Genomic DNA, 22420 nt, shown 5'->3' with positions numbered 1-22420 from the left:
AGTGAAAATCCCGCAAGGGAAGGAAATGAGGGGGCACCCGTGTACGTTGACGAGACCGGCGCCGACACCACCACCGACGACACCTCCGTCGACGAGACGGGGCACGACGAGCTGACCGTCGAGATCGGTGGCGACACCTACGAGGTCACCGAGAACTACGACTACGACGGCGACGGCCACAACGACACCGTGGTGGTCCAGACCGAGGACGGCTTCGCCGCGTTCACCGACACCGACGGCGACGGCCAGGCCGACACCGCGGTGACCCTGGACGAGCAGGGCAACGTCACCGGCGCCGCCGAGTACGACGAGGCGAGCAGCCAGTGGACCGCCGCCGACCCGAACTCGGTCGAGAACCCCTCCGGTGACGGCGCGGACAACGGCGGTGGCCACTCCGGCCACACCGGTTCCACCGACACCGCCGACGGCCCCGACTCGACCCCGGTCGACCACAACGACGGCGGCGGCAACCAGATCACCGTCGACAACCAGGGCGGCGACATCAACGCGGGCGAGGCCCAGTACGACGTCGACGGCGACGGCAAGAACGACACCGCCGTGGTCACCGACGAGCAGGGCAACACCTACGCGTTCACCGACGTCGACGGTGACGGCTCGGCCGACCAGGCCGTGGTCGTCGAGGCCGACGGCGACGTGACCGTGGCCCAGCACACCGGCGACGACGAGTGGACCGCGGTCGAGACCGGCCACATCAACGCCGACGGCACCTACGAGTCCGACAGCACCGCGGACGGGGCCGCCCCCACCGCCGCCGGTTCGGACGCGTCGGCTTCGGACGCCTCGGGCTCCGACGCCTCGTGGCAGGGCTGATCCCCGCCGAACTCCCACTGCGGCGGGCGCATTGTCAATCACAGTGCTCACCCGTGCACGCTGAGTGAGACGAGAAAAGATCCCGGTACGCCGTGCGCGTACCGGGATCTTTCTCGTTCGGCGGTCAGGCGAAGGGAAACCGTGGTGAGATTCACTCCTGGTCACGACTGTCCGGTCTTCGGACACCGGATCGGTGGAACATCAGCCCCGCAAGTGGGTACTGAATCGATCCCCTTATCGTTCTTGTGAGAGAACCGACAGGCAAGGTGTCGGTTACCTCGCCGTCAACTGGCTAACCTAATCGCAATCCATCACGGCACACACCCGCTCGACAGGGCGGGGGTTGAGCCATTCGGTTAGGACGCCGCCGTCCCCGGTCAGGTCAGCGGTGTCCTGATTGGCATTTCGGCGTTCAGTCAGGAGACGAGGCGAGATGACGGCAGTGACAATCCCTGGCGTTGACCAGGCACCGACGACGCACCACCGGCTCCTGGCGTGGGTGCGCGAGGTGGCCGAGCTCACTTCTCCGGATCAGGTGGTCTGGGTGGACGGCTCGGAAGACGAGTGGACCCGTCTGACCGACAAGCTCGTGGACGCGGGCACGTTCACGCGACTCGACAAGAAGCCGAACTCGTTCTACGCGGCCTCCGACCCCAACGACGTCGCCCGGGTCGAGGAGCGCACCTTCATCTGCTCGGTCGACGAGGCCGACGCCGGTCCCACCAACAACTGGATGGAACCGGCCGAGATGAAGGCCATCATGACGGAGCTGTACCGCGGGTGCATGCGCGGTCGCACCATGTACGTGATCCCGTTCTGCATGGGCCCGCTCGACGCCGAGAAACCCATGCTGGGCGTGGAGATCACCGACTCCGAGTACGTCGTGGTCTCGATGAAGATCATGACCCGGATGGGCACCAAGGCGCTCGACCGCTTCGTCGACGCCGACGGCACCGAGCGCGACTTCGTGCCCGCGCTGCACTCGATCGGCGCGCCGCTGGCCGAGGGCCAGGCGGACGTGGCGTGGCCGTGCAACGACACCAAGTACATCGTGCACTTCCCGGAGGAGCGGCTCATCTGGAGCTTCGGCTCCGGCTACGGCGGCAACGCGCTGCTGGGCAAGAAGTGCTACTCGCTGCGCATCGCCTCGGTCATCGGCCGGGACGAGGGCTGGCTCGCCGAGCACATGCTGATCCTCAAGCTGACCTCGCCCGAGGACAAGGTCTACTACGTCGCGGCGGCCTTCCCGAGCGCCTGCGGCAAGACCAACCTCGCCATGCTGGAGCCGACCATCCCGGGCTGGAAGGTCGAGACCATCGGCGACGACATCGCCTGGATGCGCTTCGGCGAGGACGGCCGCCTCTACGCGGTCAACCCGGAGAACGGCTTCTTCGGCGTCGCCCCCGGCACCGACTACCACACCAACCCGAACGCGATGCGCACCATCGCCAAGGGCAACTCGCTGTTCACCAACGTCGCGCTGACCGACGACGGCGACATCTGGTGGGAGGGCATGGGCGAGGCGCCCGCGCACCTCACCGGGTGGAAGGGCGGCGACTGGACCCCCGACTCCACGGAGAAGGCGGCCCACCCGAACTCGCGCTACTGCACCCCGATCGACCAGTGCGACACCAAGGCGCCCGAGTGGGACGACCCCCAGGGCGTGCCGATCTCGGCGATCTTCTTCGGCGGCCGCCGGGCCACCACGATCCCGCTGGTGACCGAGTCCCGCGACTGGCAGCACGGCACCTTCATGGGTGCCACGCTCTCCAGCGAGACCACCGCCGCAGCGGTCGGCGCGGTCGGCGTCGTCCGCCGCGACCCGATGGCCATGCTGCCGTTCATCGGCTACAACGCCGGTGACTACTTCAACCACTGGATCGAGACCGGCAAGCGCGCCGACGCGACCAAGCTGCCGAAGATCTTCTACGTCAACTGGTTCCGCCGTGGCGACGACAAGCGCTTCCTGTGGCCCGGGTTCGGCGAGAACAGCCGCATCCTGAAGTGGGCCATCGAGCGGATCGAGGGCAAGGCCTCGGCCCGCGAGACGCCGATCGGCTGGGTGCCCACCGCCGACGAGCTCGACCTCGACGGTGTGGACGGTGACCGCGCCGACATCGACGCCGCGCTGGAGTTCTCGGCGGAGGAGTGGCGCGCGGAGCTGCCGCTGATCGAGGAGTGGTTCGACAAGATCGGCGACAAGCTGCCCACTCCGCTGCGTGACGAGCTGGAGGCGCTGCGCCAGCGCCTGGGCTAAGCGATTCCCACAAGAGGGCCACCGTCGCCGACTGGCAACGGTGGCCTTCTTGCGTGTTGGGCCTTCTTGCCGCGAGAGTCTCCCCCGGTCTGGGAGAGTGGCCCACATCGGACAGGGCACATCGGACGGACCGGTGTTCTCGGGCAGGTCCCCGTGGGGACGAGGGGGTGGTCGGGGTGCGGCAGTGGCGGTGGCAGCGGTCCGGCTACGACGAGCGGGTGCACGCCTTCGCGGCGGACGAGCGGCCCGCGAGCTTCGTGGAGGCCGTGTGCTCGCACACGGTCCCGTTCGCGCGGTTGGCGCGCACGCACGCGGGTACCCGGTGCCTGAAATGCCTGTTGATCGTGGGGGACGACCTGGTCGCCCGGGTGGCCCCGCCGACCCCGTCCTGACCCCGTGTGGATCGACCTGGGGATGAACGGGTCGGTCGCGGTGCCCAGGTCAACGTACCTTTTTGCCTCACCAGTCACAGGCGCCCCAGGGTTGTCCACAGGCTGTGGACAAGGTTGTGCACAGCCTGTGGACCCGGGGGTGGTGGTCAGGCGGGCGAGAGGATCTCCAGGTACCCGTCGGTACCGTTCAGGCGGATCCGCTGGCCGTCCTGGACCAGCCGCGTCGCCTGCGCGACGCCGACCACGGCGGGCAGGCCGTACTCCCGGGCGATCACCGCGCCGTGCGTCATGGCGCCGCCGACCTCCGTCACCAGGCCGGCGACCGCCACGAACAGCGGCGACCAGCTCGGGTCCGTGTAGGCCGTGATCAGGATGTCGCCCGGTTCGAGGTCGGCCCGCGCCAAGTCCAGGACCACCCGGGCCCGACCTTCGACGACCCCGGCGGACACCGGCAGGCCGACCAGCGCGCCGGTCGGCAGGTCGTCGCGCCGGTAGGTCCCGTTGACGGTCTCGCCGTCCGACGTGAGCACCCGGGGCGGGGTGAGCGACTCGTACGACCGGAACGCCTCCTTGCGGCGGCGGATGAGGTCCCGGTCGACCTCGCTCGTGCGCACGACCTCCTGGAGTTCGTCGAACCGCAGGTAGAAGACGTCGTCCCGCTCGGCGAGCACGCCGGTCCGCACCAGGCGCGCGGCCTCCGCGAGCAGGGCCTGCTTGTACGCGGCGTAGCGGCTGACCATGCCGTACTTCGGGTACTCCCGGTACCCGGTGAACGTCCGGACCCGGTCGATCATCCGCTGGGTCTCGTCGGCCTTGGCCGCGCCGTCCGGCAGGGCCCGCAGGCGCGCCAGCACGTCCTGCTCCTTCTGCCGGGCCTCCCGCAACCCCTGTTCGAAGCGGCGCGCACCGGCGCCGTGCTCGAAGTTCCTGATGTTGGTGAGGAGCATGGGCAGCAGCGTGGTGGGCTGTTCGGCCCACCGCGGCCGGGTGATGTCGATCTCGCCGACGCAGCGCACCCCGTACTTGTCGAGGTAGGCCAGGATGGCGTCGCGCGCTTGCGCACCGCCGGGGAGTCCGGGCAGCTCGTCGAGGAAACCGTCCTCCGCGTCGTGCAGGTGGGCGACGACCTCCGGGTGCGGGCGGATCACGTCCGCGACGTCGAGCAGTGCCAGCCCCATCTCCGCCGTGACGTTGTGCGGCACGGACTGGGTGAGCGCGTCGGCCGCGTTCCCCTCCCCCAGCCACTCGCCCAACCGCTCGTTGAGCCACCACGTCGCCTGCATCCCCGCCATGATCACCTCGTGGCTGCGCGGGTCGAACAGGAGCCGGCGCAGCTCCTGGAGGTCGGCCAGGATGAAGTCGAGCAGCGCGGTCCCGGACTTCGCCCGGATGTCCCGCCTGAGCACCGCGACGGAAGCCGCGTTCTGCTCGATCAGCTCGGTGACCACGGCCGGGTCGGTCTCGATCGTGGCGGGTGCGGCACCGGGGATCGGGAAACCGTGGCCCTCCCGCTCCGGCGGGATGAAGCCGTCGCGGTCGAGGAGGGCGCCCAGCGCGTCCGGGATCAACGGGTCCGACTTCCCCGCGATGTCGAAGAAGGCCGCCCTGGTCGCGGGGGAGGCCAGGATCCGGGTGACGTCGACGAAGAGCCGCCCGCCCGCCTCGGCCATGGGGCGGGGCGTGGTCAGCTGCCAGAACGAGAGCCCCAGGGGCTTTATCGCGTCGGTCATCATCTGCTGGTGGCCGACGGACACGTAGACGTGGTTGTCCTCGTCGTCGGTCTCCGGGACGGGGAACAGCGTGGTGATCGCCCGGCTCTGCACGACCCGGAAGCCGTCGTCGACCAGGCACCACTCGATGTCCTGGGGGTGACCGAAGTGCGCCTCGATCCGCCTGCCGAGCCGGACCAGTTCGACGACCTGCGCGTCCGTCAGCGCGGGCGCCGCCCGCCGCGCGGGGTCGACGGCCTCTTCCCACGTGCCGCCGGTGGGCACCGGGTGGATGGCCACTTCCTTGGTACCGAACGCTTTCGCGATGACCTCGTCGTCCCGCACCTGGTAGCTGTCCGCGTTCACCAGGCCGGAGACCAGGGCCTCGCCGAGGCCGAAGGTCGCCTCAACGGCGGCGACCTTCCGGTTCGAGGTGACCGGGTCGGCGGTGAACAGGACACCCGCCGAGACCGGGAAGAGCATCTCCTGCACGACAACGGCCATGCCGACCTTGCGGTGGTCGAAACCGTTGCGCAGCCGGTAGGTCACGGCCCGCTCGGTGAACAGCGAGGCCCAGCACCGGCTGACGTGCCGGAGGACCTCCGCCTGTCCCACGACGTTCAGGTAGCTGTCCTGCTGGCCCGCGAAGGACGCCGTCGGCAGGTCCTCCGCCGTCGCGCTCGACCGGACCGCGTGGGCCGCCCGCTCGTCGAGCGCGCCGGTGATCGCGGCCGCCAAGTCGTCCGGGATGGCGGTTTCCTCGATGGCCCGGCGGATCTCCGCGCTGCGCGCGCGGATCGCCCCCCGGTCGTTCGCGTCCACACTGGACAGTCGGTCCAGCAGGCCGTCGATGGTCGGCGCCTCCGCCGTGATCCGGCGGAAGGCGTCCGTGGTCACGCAGAACCCGGCGGGTACGCGGGCACCCTCGACCCGCGTGAGTTCGCCCAGGTTCGCACCCTTGCCGCCGACGACCGCCACCTGCGTCCGGTCGATCTCCTGGAGACCGAGAACGTAGTTGCGCATGCGCTTGTCTCCCCCATTCGCTGACACCGGCCGGAGATTCTGCGGCACGATCGAGCCTTGCCACAAGGCCCCCTGTGTGCTATATCCTGAAAGGGGAGGGGGTTGGTGTCCACTCCCGACGCGGCCCGTGACCCCTTCGGGCGGTTCGCCGCCGCGCGATCGGGCAGTCCGGTCGGCCAACAAATCGCCAAATGACTTTGACCCCGGTGAACGGGTGACTTCGCCTTTCCTTCGCTCTAGTGTTTCGCGGCAACACTCCCGTCACGGAGAGCGAGGCACCGCGATGGCACAACCCGCTCGAACATCCGGAATCCGCTGGAGCCCGTGGAACCTGCTGCTGCTGGTCCCGCTGGTGCTGCTGGTCACGCCGATCTTCAACCGCGCCGGACCGGCGCTGTTCGGCCTACCGTTCTTCTACTGGTTCCAGCTCGCGGGCGTCGCGCTCGGCGTGCTGGCCACGGTCACCGTCTACCTCAAAACGCGGGACAAGCCGACCAACCCGGCGACCGGGCCCGAACCGGACGTGGACAGCCTGGACGAGGGGGCGGCCCGATGAGGTGGACCGAACTGGTCATCTTCCTGCTGCTGTTCGGCGTGGTGACGGTGCTGGGCTTCTTCGCCGCGCGGTGGAAAGCGGGCAGCACGCTCGACCACCTCGACGAGTGGGGCCTGGGCGGGCGCAAGTTCGGCTCGTGGATCACCTGGTTCCTGATCGGCGGCGACGTCTACACCGCGTACACCTTCGTCGCCGTGCCCGCGCTGATGTTCAGCGCCGGTGCCGCCGGGTTCTTCGCGCTGCCGTACACGGTGATCCTGTACCCGCTGATCTTCATGCCGCTGCTGCGGATCTGGTCGGTGTCGCGGGCCCGCGGCTACGTGACCCCTGCCGACTTCGTGCGCGGCCGCTACGGCTCGTCGGTGCTGGCGCTGCTCGTCGCGATCACCGGGATCATGGCGACGATGCCCTACATCGCGCTGCAGCTCGTCGGGCTGGAGGCGGTGCTGCGCACGTTGGGGCTCAACGGGTCCGGTGCGCTGGGGCACCTGCCGCTGCTGATCGCCTTCGTGGTGCTGGCGCTCTACACCTACCAGTCCGGGCTGCGCGCGCCCGCGCTGATCGCCTTCGTCAAGGACATCCTGGTCTACCTGGTGATCATCGTCGCGGTGGTCTACCTGCCGATCAAGCTGGGCGGCTGGTCGGAGATCTTCGGCGCGGCCGACGCCAAGTTCAAGGCCACGCCGGCGCCGGGCGACGGGCTGCTGCTCAACGGCAACAACCAGCTCCAGTACGCCACCCTGGCGCTGGGGTCGGCGCTGGCGCTGTTCCTCTACCCGCACTCGCTCACCGGGGTGCTGGCCTCGCGCGGCCGGACCGTGATCAAGCGGAACATGTCCGCGCTGCCCGCGTACTCGCTGCTGCTGGGCCTGCTCGCGCTGCTCGGTTTCGTGGCCATCGCGGCGGGGACCAAGCCGCTGGTCAACCACGCCACCGGCAACCCGGACACGAACACGATCATCCCGAACCTGTTCGCCGAGCAGTTCCCGTCCTGGTTCGCCGGGATCGCCTTCGCCGCCATCGGCATCGGCGCCCTGGTGCCCGCGGCGATCATGTCGATCGCGGCGGCGAACCTGTGGACCCGCAACATCTACAAGGAGTTCCTGCGCAAGCGGGCGACGCCGCGGGAGGAGGCGCGGCAGGCGAAGCTGGCCTCGCTGGTCGTCAAGTTCGGTGCGGTCGCGTTCGTGCTGTTCATCGACCCGCAGTTCTCCATCGACCTGCAGCTGATCGGCGGCGTGATGATCCTGCAGACGCTGCCCGCGGTCGCCATCGCGCTCTACACCCGCTGGTTCCACGTGTGGGGCCTGGTCGCGGGCTGGGTCGCGGGCATGGGCTGGGGGATGGTGATGCTCTACGGCATCCCGAGCGCCGATGGGAAGCGCGCGCACTTCGGCACGTCCGCGCTGAAGCTGGGTGAGCTGAACCTGTTCGGGTGGCACCCGTTCGGCGGGTCGACGCTGCAGATCTACGTCGGATTCGTTGCGCTGGTGGCAAACCTGGTCGTCGCCGTCGCGGTCAGCGCGGTGGCCCGGCGGATGCGGGTGTTCAACGGCCTGGACGAGACCAGGCCGGAGGACTACCACGTCGACGAGGGGCACGCGGACCTGAAACCGGTGGCGGCGCACTAGTCGGGACGTGGCGAGGGGCGGGGTCCTGGTGAGGACCCCGCCCCTCGCGGTCCGCGGGCGGAGACTCCGCGGGAATCAGGTGCGCCGGGCACCCGCGATGCCGACGAGCAGCAGCGCGGTCACCGCGGCGGGGTACGGTCCGGCCAACCACGCGATCAGGGCCAGGCCCACGACCACGCTCGCGACCAGCAGCAGGGCCAGGCGCAGCGTCGGCGCCCACGAACCGAGCCAGCGCTCGGCGATCACCAGGGTGCGTTCGCGCGCGGTGAGCCTGGGTGCCGGGCGGTCGGTGGCGACCGGCGGGTCGGCCGGAACGCGCCGCTGCTGTTGTTCCGGCTCTTCGAAGGTCAGGTGCAGGGTGCGGCGGTGTTCCGTGCGCACGGACTCCGTTCCTGTCACGGCCAAAGTGTCGAGCTCCTCGTGTACCGCTGGGTAGTGCGGGGGGATTCCTAGCGCCGCGGAGCGCGCCACTCGCGACTACTGATCAGTTTCCTCCTCGCGTGTTGCCAGGTAGGTAACTACTGGGTAGTAGACGATAAGCGGAACGTGTTCGTCGGTGAGCGGCACCCCTGTGACCCCCCTCACCTAACGGGTGACTCTATGACCCACCGCTACGACGGATGGCCTACGACGACCACCATCGATCGGCTGTAGAACTGAACGGGTGGAGTAGTGGCGGCCCGTTCGGTCCAGTCCGCCGGTCCGACCGCCGCCCGCCGGTGTGACGCAGGGCGCGCGTGTCCGAGCTGTCCGTTTCAGTCGATTGGCGCAGTCCGCGCGAGGTGGCCGGGCGCGGTGCGCGGCGACCCGGTGAACGGGTGGACGGGTGGACGGCCGCGCTGAACCGGGTGGTCGCCGTTCGTCGCGCTCCGGTGACCACCGGTCGCCCGGGGCGGGTCCGGGCATGAAGAAACCCCGTAGTGCTGCCAGGTCGGGGGTCCGCCAGCACTACGGGGTCAACCGGAACATCGTGCGTCGTCCCGGTGGTGTTACACGGATCCGAAATGTGCCCTGCATCACGTCGCGGATCCGGTCTCGAGTCAGCGCCAGACGTTCTGCGCCTGGGCGAGGGAGATGAGTTCGTGGCGCATCGCGGGCGTGGCGGCCTGGTCGATGGCGCGGTTGACCGCCTTGCGAGTGCGGGCCTCGGCGCGGCGGGCACGGATCCTGGCGGTGACGTTCATGGTCCTGCTTCCCCTCTTGGTCTTGCTGCACCGTCCTGGCTGGGCGGGCATGACTCAAGTATGCGCCTCTGACCTGGAGAATGCACGCGTTTGTCCGGTGAACTGGCGCACATGCCGATGAATCGTCGGCAGTGACCGGGACCTCACCGGATGCTGTCCGGTTGGGTGTGATCGGCCGAACAGGGCACAACGGGCAAGCGGACAGGGTCGGAAGCACTATGCCGGGCTAGCGGTATCTACAGATTTCGCTAGAGAGGTCTATCGGGCCCGAGAACGGCCTACTCGTCCATACCCAGCAGATATCGGCCGAAGTGCGGCACGGTGAAGGCGATCCGGCCGCGCTCCGCGGCGTAGACCAGGCCCTTCTTGATCAGGCTGTCCCGCGCGGGCGAGAGCGACGACGGCTTGCGGCCCAGGTGGGCGGCGACGTCCGCGGTGGCCGCGCCCTCGTCCTTGCCCGCGGTCAGCTCGGCCATGGCCCGCAGGTACTCCCGCTCGGCTGGCGTCGCCCGCTCGTACCGCGACCCGAAGAACCCCACCGCCAGCTCCGCCTCGGCCTCGGGCGCGGCGACCGCGACGTCCTCGACCGTGATCGGGTCCGCGGCCGCCGCGTCCCAGGCGGCCTTGCCGAAGGCCTGGATGAAGTACGGGTACCCGCCGGACCGCTCGAACAGCGCGTCGAGGGCTTCCCGGGTGATCCCGGCCTGCTCGCGGTCGACCGGGACGAGGACGGCCTGGTCGGCGTCCTCCCGGTCGAGGCGGTCGATGCGCACGTAGCGGAAGAGCCGCTCGGAGTACGACTTGCTCGCCGACAGCAGCGCGGGCAGGTGCGGCAGCCCGGCCCCCACGACGACCAGGGGCGCGCCGGACTGGGACAGCTCGTGGCACGCGGCGCACAGCGCGGAGATGTCGTCGGCGCCGATGTCCTGCATCTCGTCGATCAGCACGGCCACCCCGGTGCCGACGTCCTGGGCCAGCTCGGCGACGTCGGTGAACAGTTCGACCAGGTCGATCTCGATGTCCCCGGAGTCGGCCCGCCCCTGGGTCGCGGGCACGTCGATGCCCGGCTGCCACCGGTCCCGCAGCTTGGCCCCGTCGGGGTTCGCCTTGAGCGCGAAGGCCTTCAAGGTCCCCAGCACCTGCTCGACCCGCTCGGGTGCCCGGTGTCGCACGGCCAGGTCCCGGATCGCCCGGTGCAGGGCGGCGGAGAGCGGCCGCCGCAGGTCCGACTCCGGCCGCGCCTCGATCTTCCCGGCGCCCCACCCCCGCCGGACCGCCATCGACCGCAGCTCACCCAGCAGGACCGTCTTGCCGACACCCCGCAGCCCGGTCAGCACGAGGCTCCGCTCCGGTCGTCCCCGGGCCACCCGCTCCAGGACGACCTCGAACGCCCGAAGCTCCTTCTCCCGCCCCGCCAACTCGGGCGGGCGCTGCCCCGCTCCGGGCGCGAACGGATTCCGCACGGGGTCCACGATCGGACCGTATCCCCCTCTCTAGCCCATCCCCCATATTTCCCCAGGCGTGTTCCGCCCCGGCCGTTCACACCGGGACCCGGTCGATCGCGAGTCGACAGGCTTCTACGGCTCTCTAGTTGAGAGAGTATAGATAGATAGACCGCGCTACTTCTCCAAGATCGCCGTCACCCCTTGGCCGCCCGCGGCGCAGATCGAGATCAGGCCCCGGCCGGAGCCGCGTTCGTGCAGGAGCTTGGCCAGGGTCGCGACGATCCGGCCGCCGGTCGCGGCGAAGGGGTGGCCCGCGGCGAGGGAGGAGCCGTTGACGTTGAGGCGGCGGCGGTCGATGGGGCCGAGGGGTTCGGGCAGGCCAAGGCGGTCCTTCGCGAAGTCGGCGTCTTCCCAGGCGGCCAGGGTGGCGAGGACCTGGGACGCGAAGGCCTCGTGGATCTCGTAGAAGTCGAAGTCCGACAACGTCAGGCCCGCGCGGCTCAACATCCGGGGGACGGCGTAGGCCGGGGCCATGAGCAGGCCCTCCTCGCCCTGCACGTAGTCCACCGCCGCCGTCTCGGTGAAGGTCAGGTAGGCCAGCACCGGCAGCCGTCGGGACGCGGCCCATTCCTCGGTCGACAGCAGCACCGCCGACGCGCCGTCGGAGAGCGGGGTGGAGTTGCCCGCCGTCATGGTGTCGCCGAAGGCGGGCTTCAGCTTGGCCAGCTTGTCGGCGGTCGAGTCGGGGCGGAGGTTCTGGTCGCGGGTCAGGCCCTGGAACGAGGTGACCAGGTCGTCGAAGAAGCCGCGGTCGTAGGCAGCCGCGAGCTTCTGGTGGCTCGCCGCCGCCAGCTCGTCCTGGGCTTCGCGGGAGATCCCCCAGCGCTGGGCGGTGATCGCCGCGTGTTCGCCCATGGACAGGCCCGTGCGCGGTTCGGCGTTGCGCGGGATCTCGGGGACGATGTGGCCCGGTCGCAACTTCGCCAGCAAACCCAGCCGAGCGCCGAGCGTCCGGGCACCGTTGAGCCGGATCAGGATCCGTCGGAGGTCGTCGTTCACCTGCAGGGGCGCGTCGCTGGTCGTGTCGACGCCGCCCGCGATGCCTGCGTCGAGCTGGCCGAGGGCGATCTTGTTCGCCACCTGGACGATGGCCTGCAACCCCGTGCCGCACGCCTGCTGCACGTCGTAGGCGGGCGTCTCCGCCGATAGCTCGCTGCCCAGCACGCACTCGCGCGCGAGGTTGAAGTCCCGGCTGTGCTTGAGGACCGCCCCGGCCGCGACCTCGCCGAGCCGCCTGCCGCTGAGCCCGAACCTGGCGACGAGGCCGTTGAGCGCGGCGGTGAACATGTCCTGGTTGGACGCGTTCGCGTACGGGCCGCCCGACCGGGCGAACGGGATGCGGTTCCCGCCGATGACCGCCACTCGGCGCACGTGACTGGGTGCCATGCCAACCTCCCGGGGTGTGCGGTGGCAGTCTAACCTACTCTCCAGTAAGTTAGATGCGGGTGGAAGGGGACGCGGATGACCGACCGGTACCAGCGGTTCACCAACTCCGGCTTCGGGCGGCAGCTGGTCAAGCGCCTCGGCCTGCCGAACCCGACCCCGCTGCGCCGCCACCGGCCCGGTGACCCGCTGCTCGACGGCCCCGCGCTGCTCGGCGCCGCGCCCGGCGGCAGGCTCGCCGACCAGCTCGCGCGCGTCCTCAAGACCGCGGGCGTCGACACCGGCGGCGGGGACACCAACGCCGCCCTGGTCTTCGACGCGACCGGCATCGACGTCCCCGAAGACCTCCGCGCGCTCTACGACTTCTTCCACCCCGTTCTGCGCGGCCTCGGTCGCTGCGGTCGCGTGGTCATCTTCGGCACCCCGCCCGAGGGGGCCACCGGCCGCGTCGCCCAGCGCGCGCTCGAAGGGTTCGTCCGCTCGCTCGGCAAGGAGCTGGTCCGCGGTTCGACGGCCCACCTCGTGCTGGTCGAGCCAGGTGCCGAGGACCGGGTCGAGTCGACCGTCCGCTTCCTGCTCTCCGGCAAGTCGGCCTACGTCGACGCCCAGGTCATCCGGGTCGGCGGCGGCCCCGCGACCGCGCCGGACGACTGGGACCGGCCGCTCGCGGGCAAGGTCGCCCTGGTCACCGGCGCGTCCCGGGGCATCGGCGCGGCCATCGCCGACGTGCTCGCCCGCGACGGCGCGCACGTGGTCGCCCTCGACGTCCCGGCGCAGGGCGCCGACCTCGCCGCGGTGGCCAACCGGGTCGGCGGGTCGACGCTGCAACTCGACATCACCGCCGCCGACGCGCCCACCCGGCTCGTCGACCACCTCCGCACCCGCCACGACGGCGTCGACATCGTCGTGCACAACGCCGGGATCACGCGGGACAAGAAGCTGGTCAACATGAAGGAATCCGCGTGGGACGCCGTGATCGCGGTGAACCTCGCCAGCCAACTACGCGTCAACGACGCCCTCTTGGCCGAAAACGCCATCCGCGACGGTGGACGAATCGTTGGTGTGTCGTCGATCGCGGGTATCGCGGGCAATACCGGTCAGACGAACTACGGCACCAGCAAGGCAGGTGTCATCGGCATGGTCGAGGCCTACGCGCCACTCCTCGCCGAGCGCGGTGGGACGGTCAACGCGGTCGCGCCGGGGTTCATCGAGACGAAAATGACCGCTGCGGTGCCATTTTTTGTGCGCGAGGCCGGTCGTCGGATGAACAGCCTGGCGCAGGGCGGTCTACCGGTGGACGTCGCGGAAACCATTGCGTGGTACGCCAACCCGGCATCGAGCGGTGTCAACGGCAACATTGTGCGGGTGTGCGGTCAGAGCCTGTTGGGGGCGTGATGAGCGGGTTAGCGCCGTTGTTCGTGAAGGCCGCTCTTATGGGATTCACCAAGAAGGGCGGTGAGTTACCGGACAGGTCATACGAGCTGCACCGCGTGCGCGTCGACCCCGAACACCTCGCCGACTACGCGCGCGTCTGCTGCTTCCGGCTGAGCGACGAACTCCCCGCCACGTACCCGCACGTGCTCGGATTCCCCTTGCAGGTCAAGCTGATGACCGACCGCGACTTCCCGTTCCCGCTGATCGGTTCGGTGCACATCGCCAACCGCATCACCCAACACCGCCCCGTGCGCGTCGACGAACCACTGGACTTGCGGGTGCGCGTGGCGAACCTGCGCGCACACCCCAGGGGCAGCCAGTTCGACGTCATCACCGAGGTGTTCGTGCGAGGCGAGGCTGTCTGGAACGACACCAGCACCTACCTGCGCCGATCGCCCGGCGGCGGGTCGAGCGGTCCAAGCGGCGAAACCCCTCCCGAACCGACCGCGACCTGGCACGTCCCCGGCGACACCGGCCGCCGGTACGCGGAAGTCTCCGGCGACCGCAACCCGATCCACCTGCACCGCCTCACCGCCCGCCTCTTCGGTTTCCGCCGCGCCATCGCCCACGGCATGTGGACCAAAGCCCGCTGCCTGGCCGCCTTCGAGGGCCGACTCGCCCACACCTTCACCGTCGACGTGCGGTTCAAACTCCCCCTGTTCCTCCCCAACCGCGTCGGCTTCCACACCGACGGCACGGAGTTCACCGTGCACGGCCTCCGCGGCGGCAAGCCGCACCTGACGGGCACGATCACCGCTGCGGGCGCCCCGGACCACGCCTAGGGCCGAGACCATGGACTGGGCACAGCACTTGGTCGACCAGCTCGAATGGCACTGGACCAACCAGTTCCTCCCCCGCCTGACCGGCCTCGACGACCACGAGTACCTGTGGGAACCGGTCCCCGACATGTGGTCGGTCCGCCCCTCGGGCTCGGGCTACGCCATCGACTGGGACCCCAACCCGCCCACCCCACCCCCGGTGACCACCATCGCCTGGCGCCTGGGCCACCTCGTCGGCGTCTTCGCCTACCGCGCCGCCAACCACTTCGACGGACCCCCGTTCGACCCGAACACCCACCCGTACTCGGGAACCGCCGAAGGCGCCCTGACCCAACTGGACGAGGCCTACACGCACTGGATCACCGGTGTCCGGGGCCTGGCCGAAGCGGACCTCGCCAAGCCCTGCGGCCCAGCCGAAGGCGCCCACGCCGAATATCCCTTGGCCACCTTGGTCCTGCACATCAACCGGGAAGCCATCCACCACGGCGCCGAAGTCGCGCTCCTCCGCGACCTCTACGCCCACCGCTAGTTCGGCCAGTTCGACTACGCGGGCGACCCGGAGCGCGTCGTGATCGAGCTCGGCGCGGGCCGGGGGCTACTCGGACGGTGTCCAGACCGAGCCGTCGACGAGGTCGCCGAGGCCCATCCAGACCAGGTTCATCAGCCAGGAGGCGACGACCTTCTCCGGGACGTCCGGGTGGTCCAGCCACCAATCGGCCAGGGATTCGCCCGCGCCGACCAGGGCGGCGGCCAGGGCCTCGGTGGACTTGCGGGCGGTCTCGTCCAGGCCGCGGCTGGTGGCCGAGCGGACCAGGAGGGCGTCGACGAGGGTGATGGCGCGGTTGCGCATGGCCAGCAGTTCGTCGCTGAAGGGGCCGCCCTGGGAGATGGCCTGGCGGTGCAGGACGCGCCAGCTCTCGCGCTGGGCGCCGACGAAGCGGAAGAACGCGCGCAGGCCGTGCCAGAGCTGCATGTCCGGTGGCAGTTCCGCGCGGACGCCGCCCGCGATGGCCTCCATCAGCAGGGTCGCCTCGCGGCGGATGCAGGCGGCGAAGAGGTCTTCCTTGTGCCCCAGGTAGGCGTAGATCATCGGCTTGGAGACGCCCGCGACGTCGGAGATCTCGTCCATCGACGCGTTGTGGTAGCCGTGCTGGGAGAACACCCGGACGGCGGCGTCGAGGATCTGGCGCTCGCGGACCTCCCGGGGCAGCCGCTTCGCGCGTGTCGGCCGACTCCGCTCGTCGACGCTCACGCCGGACCTCCGCTCGTTGACCCCTCTTGCCTACCGACCTACCCGCCCGTAGCCTACTCGGCGGTAGGTTCGGGAGGTGTGCATGACGGAATCCGATCGCCCGCCGGACACCGCCGACGATGCTATCGGCCACACACCCGGCCCGTGGCGGGATCCGGGTGCGCGCGTGAACCTCGACGCCTTCGCCGACGCGGTCGACCCGGCGCGGCTCACCCCGGACGAGTTCGTCCGCCTGGTGGAGGTCCTGGACACGCTGGGCCGGGCGCGCGCGGGCGTCGACCTGGCGACCATGCGCACCGACACCTTCCTCCGGTTCCTGCGCCGCACCACCCCCGCGCACCTCGACGCGCTGACCGCCCACCCCGCGCTGCGGCAGGTCGTGTTCACCGAGGTCTTCCGCCGCATGTCCGACCACCTGGACCCGACCCGGACCGCCACCCTGCGCGCCGTCATCCACTGGCGGTTCACCGGCGCCGTCGAGGACCGGTTCGAAACCGTCATCGACCACGGCACCTGCACCTCGGGGCGGTCCCCCACCGCCGACCCCCGCGTCACGATCACCCTCGCGCCGACCGACTTCCTCCGCGCGCTCACCGGCGAGGTCAACCTGCCCCTGCTGTTCCTCACCGGGAAGGTCAGGGTCAAGGGCGACCTGCCGTTCGCGGCGACGCTCATCGCGCACTTCGACCTCCCCGGCCGCTGACCCGCACTTTTCGGACAAAGCATGCCGAGTGGGGAGGATGTGCCGCCGCCCGCTCGCCTGATCGGGGCACGGCGGGTGACAGCCACCCGCCGGGTCTGCACCATGTGGCCTGTGGCGGTCTGCGGGAGCAGGAAGACACCGGACGGCACGCGCTGCCGTACTCCGGTGCGGCGGCGCGGTCAGCGCTGCCCCGAGCACGCGCTGCTCGGCAGGTTCTTCCGCAGGCGATCGGCGGCGGTCGTACCCGCGCAGCAGTCGAGGACCCGCCCCGTACCCATGCGCGCGGCGACCCGCACCGAAGGCGGCCGCATCGCCACACCGCACTGGCAGGCCGCGATCGCCACCCGCGCCCGCTTCGCCGTCGACGACGACACCTGGACCGCCCTGCTGTCCGCCGAACCGGCCGCGGCCTGCACGCGCTTCGCCCAACTGGCCCGCAGCCTGGCCAGCGCCGACGACCAGAGCCGAGAACTACTGGAACGCCTGCTGGACACGGCGGTCCCCGGCAACGCGGCGGTGGCCAGGACGGTCGCGGGCCAGATCACCCGCCGCCTCACCGAAGTCGGCGCGGGCACCCCGGACACCACCCACCTGATCACCACCCTCCGCGTCCTGGGCGTCCACGTCTGCGCCACCGCCCCCCGCGACCTCGCCGACTGCCGCTGCCTCCGAGACATGATCGACGAAGACGGCCTGACCGCCACCAAACGCGCCCTCCAAGACGGCCTCTCCATCCTCGCCTCAACCGGTTGACCTCAACCCGGGGTCGTCACTGCCCGCCTGTCGGACCAGGCGAAGCCTTCCGGCCGATGACGAAGACGGTGACCAGTGCGACCAGGTCCACCGAACCCAGGATCGTTCCGGCGACGTCGTGCCCGCTCTGGATGAGGTACGTGGCACCGGCCAGGAAAGCCAGGTGATCAGGAAGCCGAAGATCAAACCTGCCCACTGGAGGAAGTACTGCTGCCTGGTCTGCCAGTGCACGCGGTCGAGTTGATTCTCGACCAGTCTGCGGGTGTCGCCATCGCTGTCGGCGTAGGCCTGGATTTCGCCTGCCGCCTCGCTCTGCGTCATCGTGCCGCGGCCTTCCGTGATTCCTGGACGTGGTGCACGGCCTCGCCGATCTGAGCGCTCGCGAGTCGGAGCGCGGAGGACTCCCGCAGCGGCGCGGGGCGTTGCCCAAGTGGGCCGTACAGGTAGCCCAGCCCGCGGACCAACGCCGGTACTCGTCGTGACCAGGCTGCTTTGCTGCGGGCCCAAGTTCTTCGGGCCGCCTCGACGGCGTCCATGATGGCGAGGGTAAGGCCCAGCAAGGGAATGGCGAGCATCAGCGCGCCGCGGCCCAGAGCTGTGGACGGGCCTGACGGGCACGCGGTGAGGAACTGGGACAAGCAGCACAAGAAGACCACCTGAGCCACTCTGCGCCGCCGCACTCGCTCACCCCGCCGCACTCGTCCTGCAAGACACGTCCATGGATGAGTTGAACGGCGCGGCGAGGTCATTACGGCTTTCGGGGCCGCGTCCAGCTTGGAAGCAACTCGGCAGGGAGCGGGGACGTGAACCGGTTTTCGCGGTGGTGCCGCGTGCGTGCTCATCGCGAGTACCGGGTGGAACGGAACTCGGGCAGGGATGCGAAACGCCCGGCCGGGGTGTTCGGCCGGGCGTTCCTGGGTGTGGCTGCTAGTAGGTGATGGCGAAGGACGGGTCGGCGAGGAGGGTGCCGACTTCGGCCAGGAACTCCGAGCCCTGTTGGCCGTCGACCAGGCGGTGGTCGAAGCTGAGGGCCAGTTGGCAGACCTTGCGGATCTTGATTTCGCCGTCCACCACCCAGGGGGTGTCGCGGATGGCGCCGAAGGCCAGGATCGCCGACTCACCCGGGTTGATGATGGGGGTGCCGGTGTCGATGCCGAAGACGCCGATGTTGGTGATGGTGAAGGTGCCGTTGACCATGTCGGCGGGTGGGGTCTTGCCGTCGCGGGCGGTGGTGGTCAGGGTGTCCAGGGCGATGGCCAGGTCGCGCAGGGACAGGGTTTCGGCGTCGCGGACCTTGGGCACGATCAGGCCGCGCGGGGTGGCGGCCGCGATGCCGAGGTGCACGTAGTCCTTGAAGACGATCTCCTGGGCCGCTTCGTCCCAGGAGCTGTTGATCTCCGGGGTGCGTTGGGCGGCCAAGGTGACCGCCTTGGCGCAGAACGCCAGGGGGGTGAGGCGGACGCCGCGGAAGCGGGGGTGGTCCTTGAGCTTGGCGCGCAGCTCCATCATCGGGGTCACGTCGACCGTCAGGAACTCGGTGACGTGCGGCGCGGTGAAGGCGCTGCTGACCATGGCTTGCGCGGTGACCTTGCGGACGCCCTTGATCGGGACGCGGCGTTCCCGGGCGCCCGGTACCTGGACCGGGGCCGCTGCCGGGGTGGCTTCCGCGGTGCCTGCTGCGGCTCGTTCGACGTCGGCGCGGGTGATGACGCCCTGGTCGCCCGTGCCTGCCAACGCGCGCAGGTCGACGCCGAGGTCCTTGGCCAGCTTGCGGACCGGCGGTTTGGCCAGGGGCACGTACCCGCCCGGTGGGTCGAGCAGGGCCGCCGGGGAGTCCGGCACCGCCGAGCGCTGGGGCAGCGGCGTCCCGTTCGCCGGGGCCGTGGGCACCGGGACTGCGGGAGCCGGGACCGCGGGCACCGAGACCGCAGGCGCGGAGACCGCGGCGGCCGGGGCTGCGGCGGGAGCCGAAGCCGGGGCGCCGCCCTTGCGGGCGCGGCGCTTGGCCGTGACCGCCTTGGAGCCGTAGCCGACCAGCGGCTTCATCTCCTCCTCGGCGGGTGCCTCGACCGCGGCGGGCTTGGCGGCGGCCGGGGCCGGGGTCGGCGCGGCCGCGCCACCCGGATCGACGTCGATCGTCAGGATCGGCGTGCCGACGTCCACCGTCTGCCCCGGCTGGACGTGCAGCTCCGTGACCACACCCGCCCACGGGCAGGGCAGCTCCACGGCCGCCTTCGCCGTCTCGATCTCCACGATGATCTGGTTGACCGTGACCGCGTCGCCCGGCCGCACGTGCCAGCTCAGGATCTCGGCCTCGGTCAGCCCCTCCGCGGTGTCCGGCAGCGGGAAGCTCTTGTACTCAGGCATCGCTCACCACGCCAGGGATCGGTCGACGGCGTCCAGCACCCGGTCCAGGTCGGGGAGGAACTCCTCCTCCAACTTGGCGGGCGGGTACGGCGTGTCGAAGCCGGTCACCCGCAGCACCGGCGCTTCCAGCGAGTAGAAGCACTCCTGCTGCACCCGGGCGGCGATCTCCGAGGTCAGCGACGCCTCCGACGGCGCCTCGCTGACCACGACCAGCCGACCGGTGCGGCGCACCGACTCGAACACCGGCGCCAGGTCCAGCGGGGACAGCGCGCGCAGGTCGATGACCTCGAGCGAGTGCCCGTCCTCCTCGGCGGCGGTGGCCGCGTCCAGCGCGACCTTCACCGACGGCCCGTAGGCCACCAGCGTCGCGGTGCTGCCCTGGCGCACGACCCGGGACGCGAACAGCGGCTCCGGGGTGGCCTCGGTGTCGATCTCGGCCTTCATGAAGCCCGAGTGGTAGTAGCGCTTCGGTTCGAAGAACAGCACGGGGTCGTCGCACTGGATCGCCTGCTGGATCATCCAGTAGGCGTCGACCGCGTTGGAGCAGGCGACGACCTTCAGGCCCGCGGTGTGCGCGAAGTACGACTCCGGGGACTCCGAGTGGTGCTCGACCGCGCCGATGCCGCCGCCGAAGGGCACCCGGATGACCAGCGGCACCTTGACCCGGCCCTGGGTGCGCATGTGCAGCTTGGCGACCTGGGAGACGATCTGGTCGAAGCCGGGGAAGATGAACCCGTCGAACTGGATCTCGCACACCGGCCGGAACCCGCGCACGGCCAGGCCGACCGCGGTGCCGATGATGCCGGACTCGGCCAGCGGGGTGTCGAGCACGCGGTGCTCGCCGAAGTCCTTCTGCAGGCCGTCGGTGATTCGGAAGACGCCGCCGAGCTTGCCCACGTCCTCGCCCATGACGATGACCTTGGGGTCGGCCTCCATCGCGGTGCGCAGACCGAGGTTGAGCGCCTTGCCGAGGGTCAGGGACTGGACGGACGAGGCCGGGGTGGACTTGTTGATCACGGGCGCGGCCATCAGTGCTCACCTCCGGCGAAGTCGGCGTGGTAGGCCAGGAACGCGTCGCGCTGCGCGTCGAGGACCGGGCTGGCCTCGGCGTACACGTGGTCGAAGATCTGGCTCGTGGGGGGCTGGGGCATGCTGAAGCAGAAGTCCCGCAGGTCGGCCGCGAGTTCGTCGGCCTCGGCCTGGACCGAGTCGAAGAAGTCCTGGTCGGCGTGGCCGTGCCGGACGAGGTTGACCCGGACGCGCTCGATCGGGTCCTTGAGCTTCCACGCCTCCAACTCGTCGGAGTGCCGGTAGCGGGTGGGGTCGTCGGTGGTGGTGTGCGCGTCCATGCGGTACGTGAACGCCTCGATCAACACCGGGCCGTTGCCGTGCCTGCACTCGTCGAGCGCCCAGCGCGACACCGCGAGGCTGGCCAGCACGTCGTTGCCGTCGACCCGCACGCCGGGGAAGCCGTACCCGCGGGCGCGCTGGTAGAGCGGGAGCCGGGACTGGCGCTCGGTCGGCTCGGAGATGGCCCACTGGTTGTTCTGGCAGAAGAACACCAGCGGCGCGTCGTAGACCGCCGCCCACACGAAACCCTCGTGCACGTCGCCCTGGCTGGTGGCGCCGTCGCCGAAGAAGACCATGGTGGCCTCGCCGTCGGCGTCGCCCACCTTGCCCTCGAACCGCTGGCCCATCGCGTACCCGGCGGCGTTGAGCACCTGGTTGCCGATGACGATCGTGTACGGGTGGAAGCGCTTGGCGGTGGAGTCCCAGCTGCCGTGGTCGGTGCCGCGGAAGATGCCGAGGATGTCCTTGGGGCTGATGCCGCGGCACCAGGCCACGCCGTGCTCGCGGTAGCTGGGGAACACCATGTCGGTGTCGCGCAGCGCGCGCCCGGCGCCGACCTGCGCGGCCTCCTGGCCGAGCAGCGGCACCCAGATGCCCAGCTGCCCCTGCCGCTGCAGGGCGTTGCCCTCGCGGTCGGCGCGGCGGACCAGGACCATGTCGCGGTAGAGCGACCGCAGGTCGTCCGCGGTCACGTCGGCGACGTAGCGGTCGAACTCCGGGTTCTCGACCCGCTCGCCTTCCGGCGTCAGGAGCTGCACCAGCTCCGGGCCGCCCTCACTGGTCGCCCGCAATCCCGCGATCACCTGCTCTGACGTGGGCGCGGCGGCCGTGGCGGCGGGGCCTTCCCGGGGCTCCGGGTGCGTCCACTGTTCTGGGGACGACATGCGCGTTCTCCTCGTGTCTGTGCCGCGCAGCCGCTCGTGGCGACGGCATACGGCCGCGCCGCCGGTTTCCACCGCCGTTGGGTAGGGGCGCTGGCCACCGTCGGCGCTGACGGCGTTCTTCTCACATCCTGACACGGCGGAGCCTGCCGCAGTGCGCCCGCGGACGCCCAAAGTTGTCCACAGGGGGTGCTTGAGCAGGGAAAACGCTTGGACAACCGACGTTCGGTGATCAGAGCAGGGCGCAGTCGGGGCAGCTCAGCCGGCCCTTGTGGACACCGGCTCACCCCGACCGTGGTTCGCCAGTGACCTGTGTCACACCTTCGGGTGGTGCGCGACCGGGGGCGGGAACTGACCCGGTCGCGCACCGCCGCCAGGTTGCCGTGCGGCACCTGAGGATCCGCTGAGCGCGGTAGGTGGTGACCACTCG

20 protein-coding genes are annotated in these 22420 nt (G+C 70.3%); 10 read left to right on the top strand and 10 right to left on the bottom strand.

Annotation, left to right across the window (positions count from 1 at the left end):
• Positions 1 to 39: 39 nt before the first annotated feature.
• The 3 genes from CLV40_RS37985 (at position 40) to CLV40_RS13815 (ending at position 3480) form a co-directional block, all read left to right on the top strand.
• Entirely contained in the window at positions 40 to 831 is a 792-nt protein-coding gene (locus CLV40_RS37985; protein ID WP_181043488.1) for a DUF6802 family protein, read from the top strand.
• 433 nt (positions 832 to 1264) lie between these two features.
• Positions 1265 to 3088: a phosphoenolpyruvate carboxykinase (GTP) gene (locus CLV40_RS13820; protein WP_104479277.1), complete on the top strand. Its 1824-nt coding sequence runs from the start codon at positions 1265 to 1267 to the stop codon at positions 3086 to 3088.
• 176 nt (positions 3089 to 3264) lie between these two features.
• Entirely contained in the window at positions 3265 to 3480 is a 216-nt protein-coding gene (locus CLV40_RS13815) for a hypothetical protein (protein ID WP_146108031.1), read from the top strand.
• A gap of 146 nt (positions 3481 to 3626) precedes the next feature.
• Here the strand turns inward: CLV40_RS13815 and rph are convergent, their stop codons facing one another.
• Entirely contained in the window at positions 3627 to 6212 is a 2586-nt protein-coding gene (gene rph, locus CLV40_RS13810) for a rifamycin-inactivating phosphotransferase (RefSeq protein ID WP_104479275.1), read from the bottom strand.
• Positions 6213 to 6495: 283 nt separating this feature from the next.
• Here rph and CLV40_RS13805 point away from each other — a divergent pair, with 283 nt between their 5' ends.
• Positions 6496 to 6768 carry a DUF3311 domain-containing protein gene (locus CLV40_RS13805; RefSeq protein WP_104479274.1) on the top strand — a complete coding sequence of 91 codons (273 nt, stop codon included), beginning with the start codon at positions 6496 to 6498 and terminating at the stop codon, positions 6766 to 6768.
• Positions 6765 to 8399 carry a monocarboxylate uptake permease MctP gene (gene mctP, locus CLV40_RS13800; RefSeq protein ID WP_104479273.1) on the top strand — a complete coding sequence of 545 codons (1635 nt, stop codon included), beginning with the start codon at positions 6765 to 6767 and terminating at the stop codon, positions 8397 to 8399. Before CLV40_RS13805 ends, mctP begins: the two co-directional genes overlap by 4 nt.
• A gap of 75 nt (positions 8400 to 8474) precedes the next feature.
• On the opposite strand, the gene CLV40_RS13795 is transcribed toward mctP, so the two are convergent.
• The 4 genes from CLV40_RS13795 to CLV40_RS13785 form a co-directional block, all read right to left on the bottom strand.
• Complete coding sequence (locus tag CLV40_RS13795) at positions 8475 to 8798, bottom strand: hypothetical protein (RefSeq protein ID WP_146108030.1); 324 nt, start codon at positions 8796 to 8798, stop codon at positions 8475 to 8477.
• A gap of 641 nt (positions 8799 to 9439) precedes the next feature.
• Positions 9440 to 9583, bottom strand: coding sequence for a hypothetical protein (locus tag CLV40_RS37980; RefSeq protein WP_181043487.1), 144 nt, complete (start codon positions 9581 to 9583; stop codon positions 9440 to 9442).
• A gap of 278 nt (positions 9584 to 9861) precedes the next feature.
• Positions 9862 to 11055 carry an ATP-binding protein gene (locus tag CLV40_RS13790; protein WP_104479271.1) on the bottom strand — a complete coding sequence of 398 codons (1194 nt, stop codon included), beginning with the start codon at positions 11053 to 11055 and terminating at the stop codon, positions 9862 to 9864.
• Positions 11056 to 11202: 147 nt separating this feature from the next.
• Positions 11203 to 12474 (bottom strand): acetyl-CoA C-acetyltransferase, encoded by a 1272-nt coding sequence (locus CLV40_RS13785; RefSeq protein WP_104479270.1) that lies wholly within the window; start codon positions 12472 to 12474, stop codon positions 11203 to 11205.
• Positions 12475 to 12549: 75 nt separating this feature from the next.
• Between CLV40_RS13785 and CLV40_RS13780 the strand changes: the two genes are divergently transcribed.
• From CLV40_RS13780 to CLV40_RS13770, 3 genes are read left to right on the top strand one after another with little or no spacing between them, the layout of a single operon-like run.
• Positions 12550 to 13866: a 3-oxoacyl-ACP reductase gene (locus tag CLV40_RS13780; protein WP_104479269.1), complete on the top strand. Its 1317-nt coding sequence runs from the start codon at positions 12550 to 12552 to the stop codon at positions 13864 to 13866.
• Positions 13866 to 14687: a MaoC/PaaZ C-terminal domain-containing protein gene (locus CLV40_RS13775; RefSeq protein WP_104479268.1), complete on the top strand. Its 822-nt coding sequence runs from the start codon at positions 13866 to 13868 to the stop codon at positions 14685 to 14687. The genes CLV40_RS13780 and CLV40_RS13775 overlap by 1 nt, the downstream gene beginning before the upstream one ends.
• 10 nt (positions 14688 to 14697) lie before the next feature.
• Positions 14698 to 15213 carry a DinB family protein gene (locus tag CLV40_RS13770; RefSeq protein WP_104479267.1) on the top strand — a complete coding sequence of 172 codons (516 nt, stop codon included), beginning with the start codon at positions 14698 to 14700 and terminating at the stop codon, positions 15211 to 15213.
• A 66-nt stretch (positions 15214 to 15279) separates the two neighbouring features.
• Here the strand turns inward: CLV40_RS13770 and CLV40_RS13765 are convergent, their stop codons facing one another.
• Positions 15280 to 15936, bottom strand: a complete 657-nt coding sequence (locus CLV40_RS13765; RefSeq protein WP_104479266.1) for a TetR/AcrR family transcriptional regulator — start codon at positions 15934 to 15936, stop codon at positions 15280 to 15282.
• Positions 15937 to 16018: 82 nt separating this feature from the next.
• Here CLV40_RS13765 and CLV40_RS13760 point away from each other — a divergent pair, with 82 nt between their 5' ends.
• On the top strand, positions 16019 to 16639 hold the full coding sequence (locus CLV40_RS13760) for an SCP2 sterol-binding domain-containing protein (protein WP_104479265.1): 621 nt from the start codon (positions 16019 to 16021) through the stop codon (positions 16637 to 16639).
• 111 nt (positions 16640 to 16750) lie between these two features.
• Positions 16751 to 17392, top strand: coding sequence for a hypothetical protein (locus CLV40_RS13755; protein ID WP_146108029.1), 642 nt, complete (start codon positions 16751 to 16753; stop codon positions 17390 to 17392).
• Here the strand turns inward: CLV40_RS13755 and CLV40_RS37240 are convergent.
• From CLV40_RS37240 to pdhA, 4 genes are all read right to left on the bottom strand, one after another.
• Positions 17381 to 17713 (bottom strand): hypothetical protein, encoded by a 333-nt coding sequence (locus CLV40_RS37240; RefSeq protein ID WP_146108028.1) that lies wholly within the window; start codon positions 17711 to 17713, stop codon positions 17381 to 17383. The genes CLV40_RS13755 and CLV40_RS37240 overlap by 12 nt on opposite strands.
• A 606-nt stretch (positions 17714 to 18319) precedes the next feature.
• Positions 18320 to 19759, bottom strand: coding sequence for a dihydrolipoamide acetyltransferase family protein (locus tag CLV40_RS13745; protein ID WP_104479262.1), 1440 nt, complete (start codon positions 19757 to 19759; stop codon positions 18320 to 18322).
• Positions 19760 to 19762: 3 nt separating this feature from the next.
• Positions 19763 to 20788 (bottom strand): alpha-ketoacid dehydrogenase subunit beta, encoded by a 1026-nt coding sequence (locus tag CLV40_RS13740; RefSeq protein WP_104479261.1) that lies wholly within the window; start codon positions 20786 to 20788, stop codon positions 19763 to 19765.
• The gene (pdhA, locus tag CLV40_RS13735) at positions 20788 to 21993 is read right to left on the bottom strand and encodes a pyruvate dehydrogenase (acetyl-transferring) E1 component subunit alpha (protein ID WP_104479260.1); all 1206 of its coding nucleotides are present in this window, start codon (positions 21991 to 21993) and stop codon (positions 20788 to 20790) included. The genes CLV40_RS13740 and pdhA overlap by 1 nt, the downstream gene beginning before the upstream one ends.
• Between the last annotated feature and the right edge of the window lie 427 nt (positions 21994 to 22420).

This window comes from Actinokineospora auranticolor, from assembly GCF_002934265.1.
GTDB classification, from domain to species: domain Bacteria; phylum Actinomycetota; class Actinomycetes; order Mycobacteriales; family Pseudonocardiaceae; genus Actinokineospora; species Actinokineospora auranticolor.
Note: the sequence above shows the minus strand (reverse complement) of the source record. Positions and strands in the feature narration are given on the sequence as shown.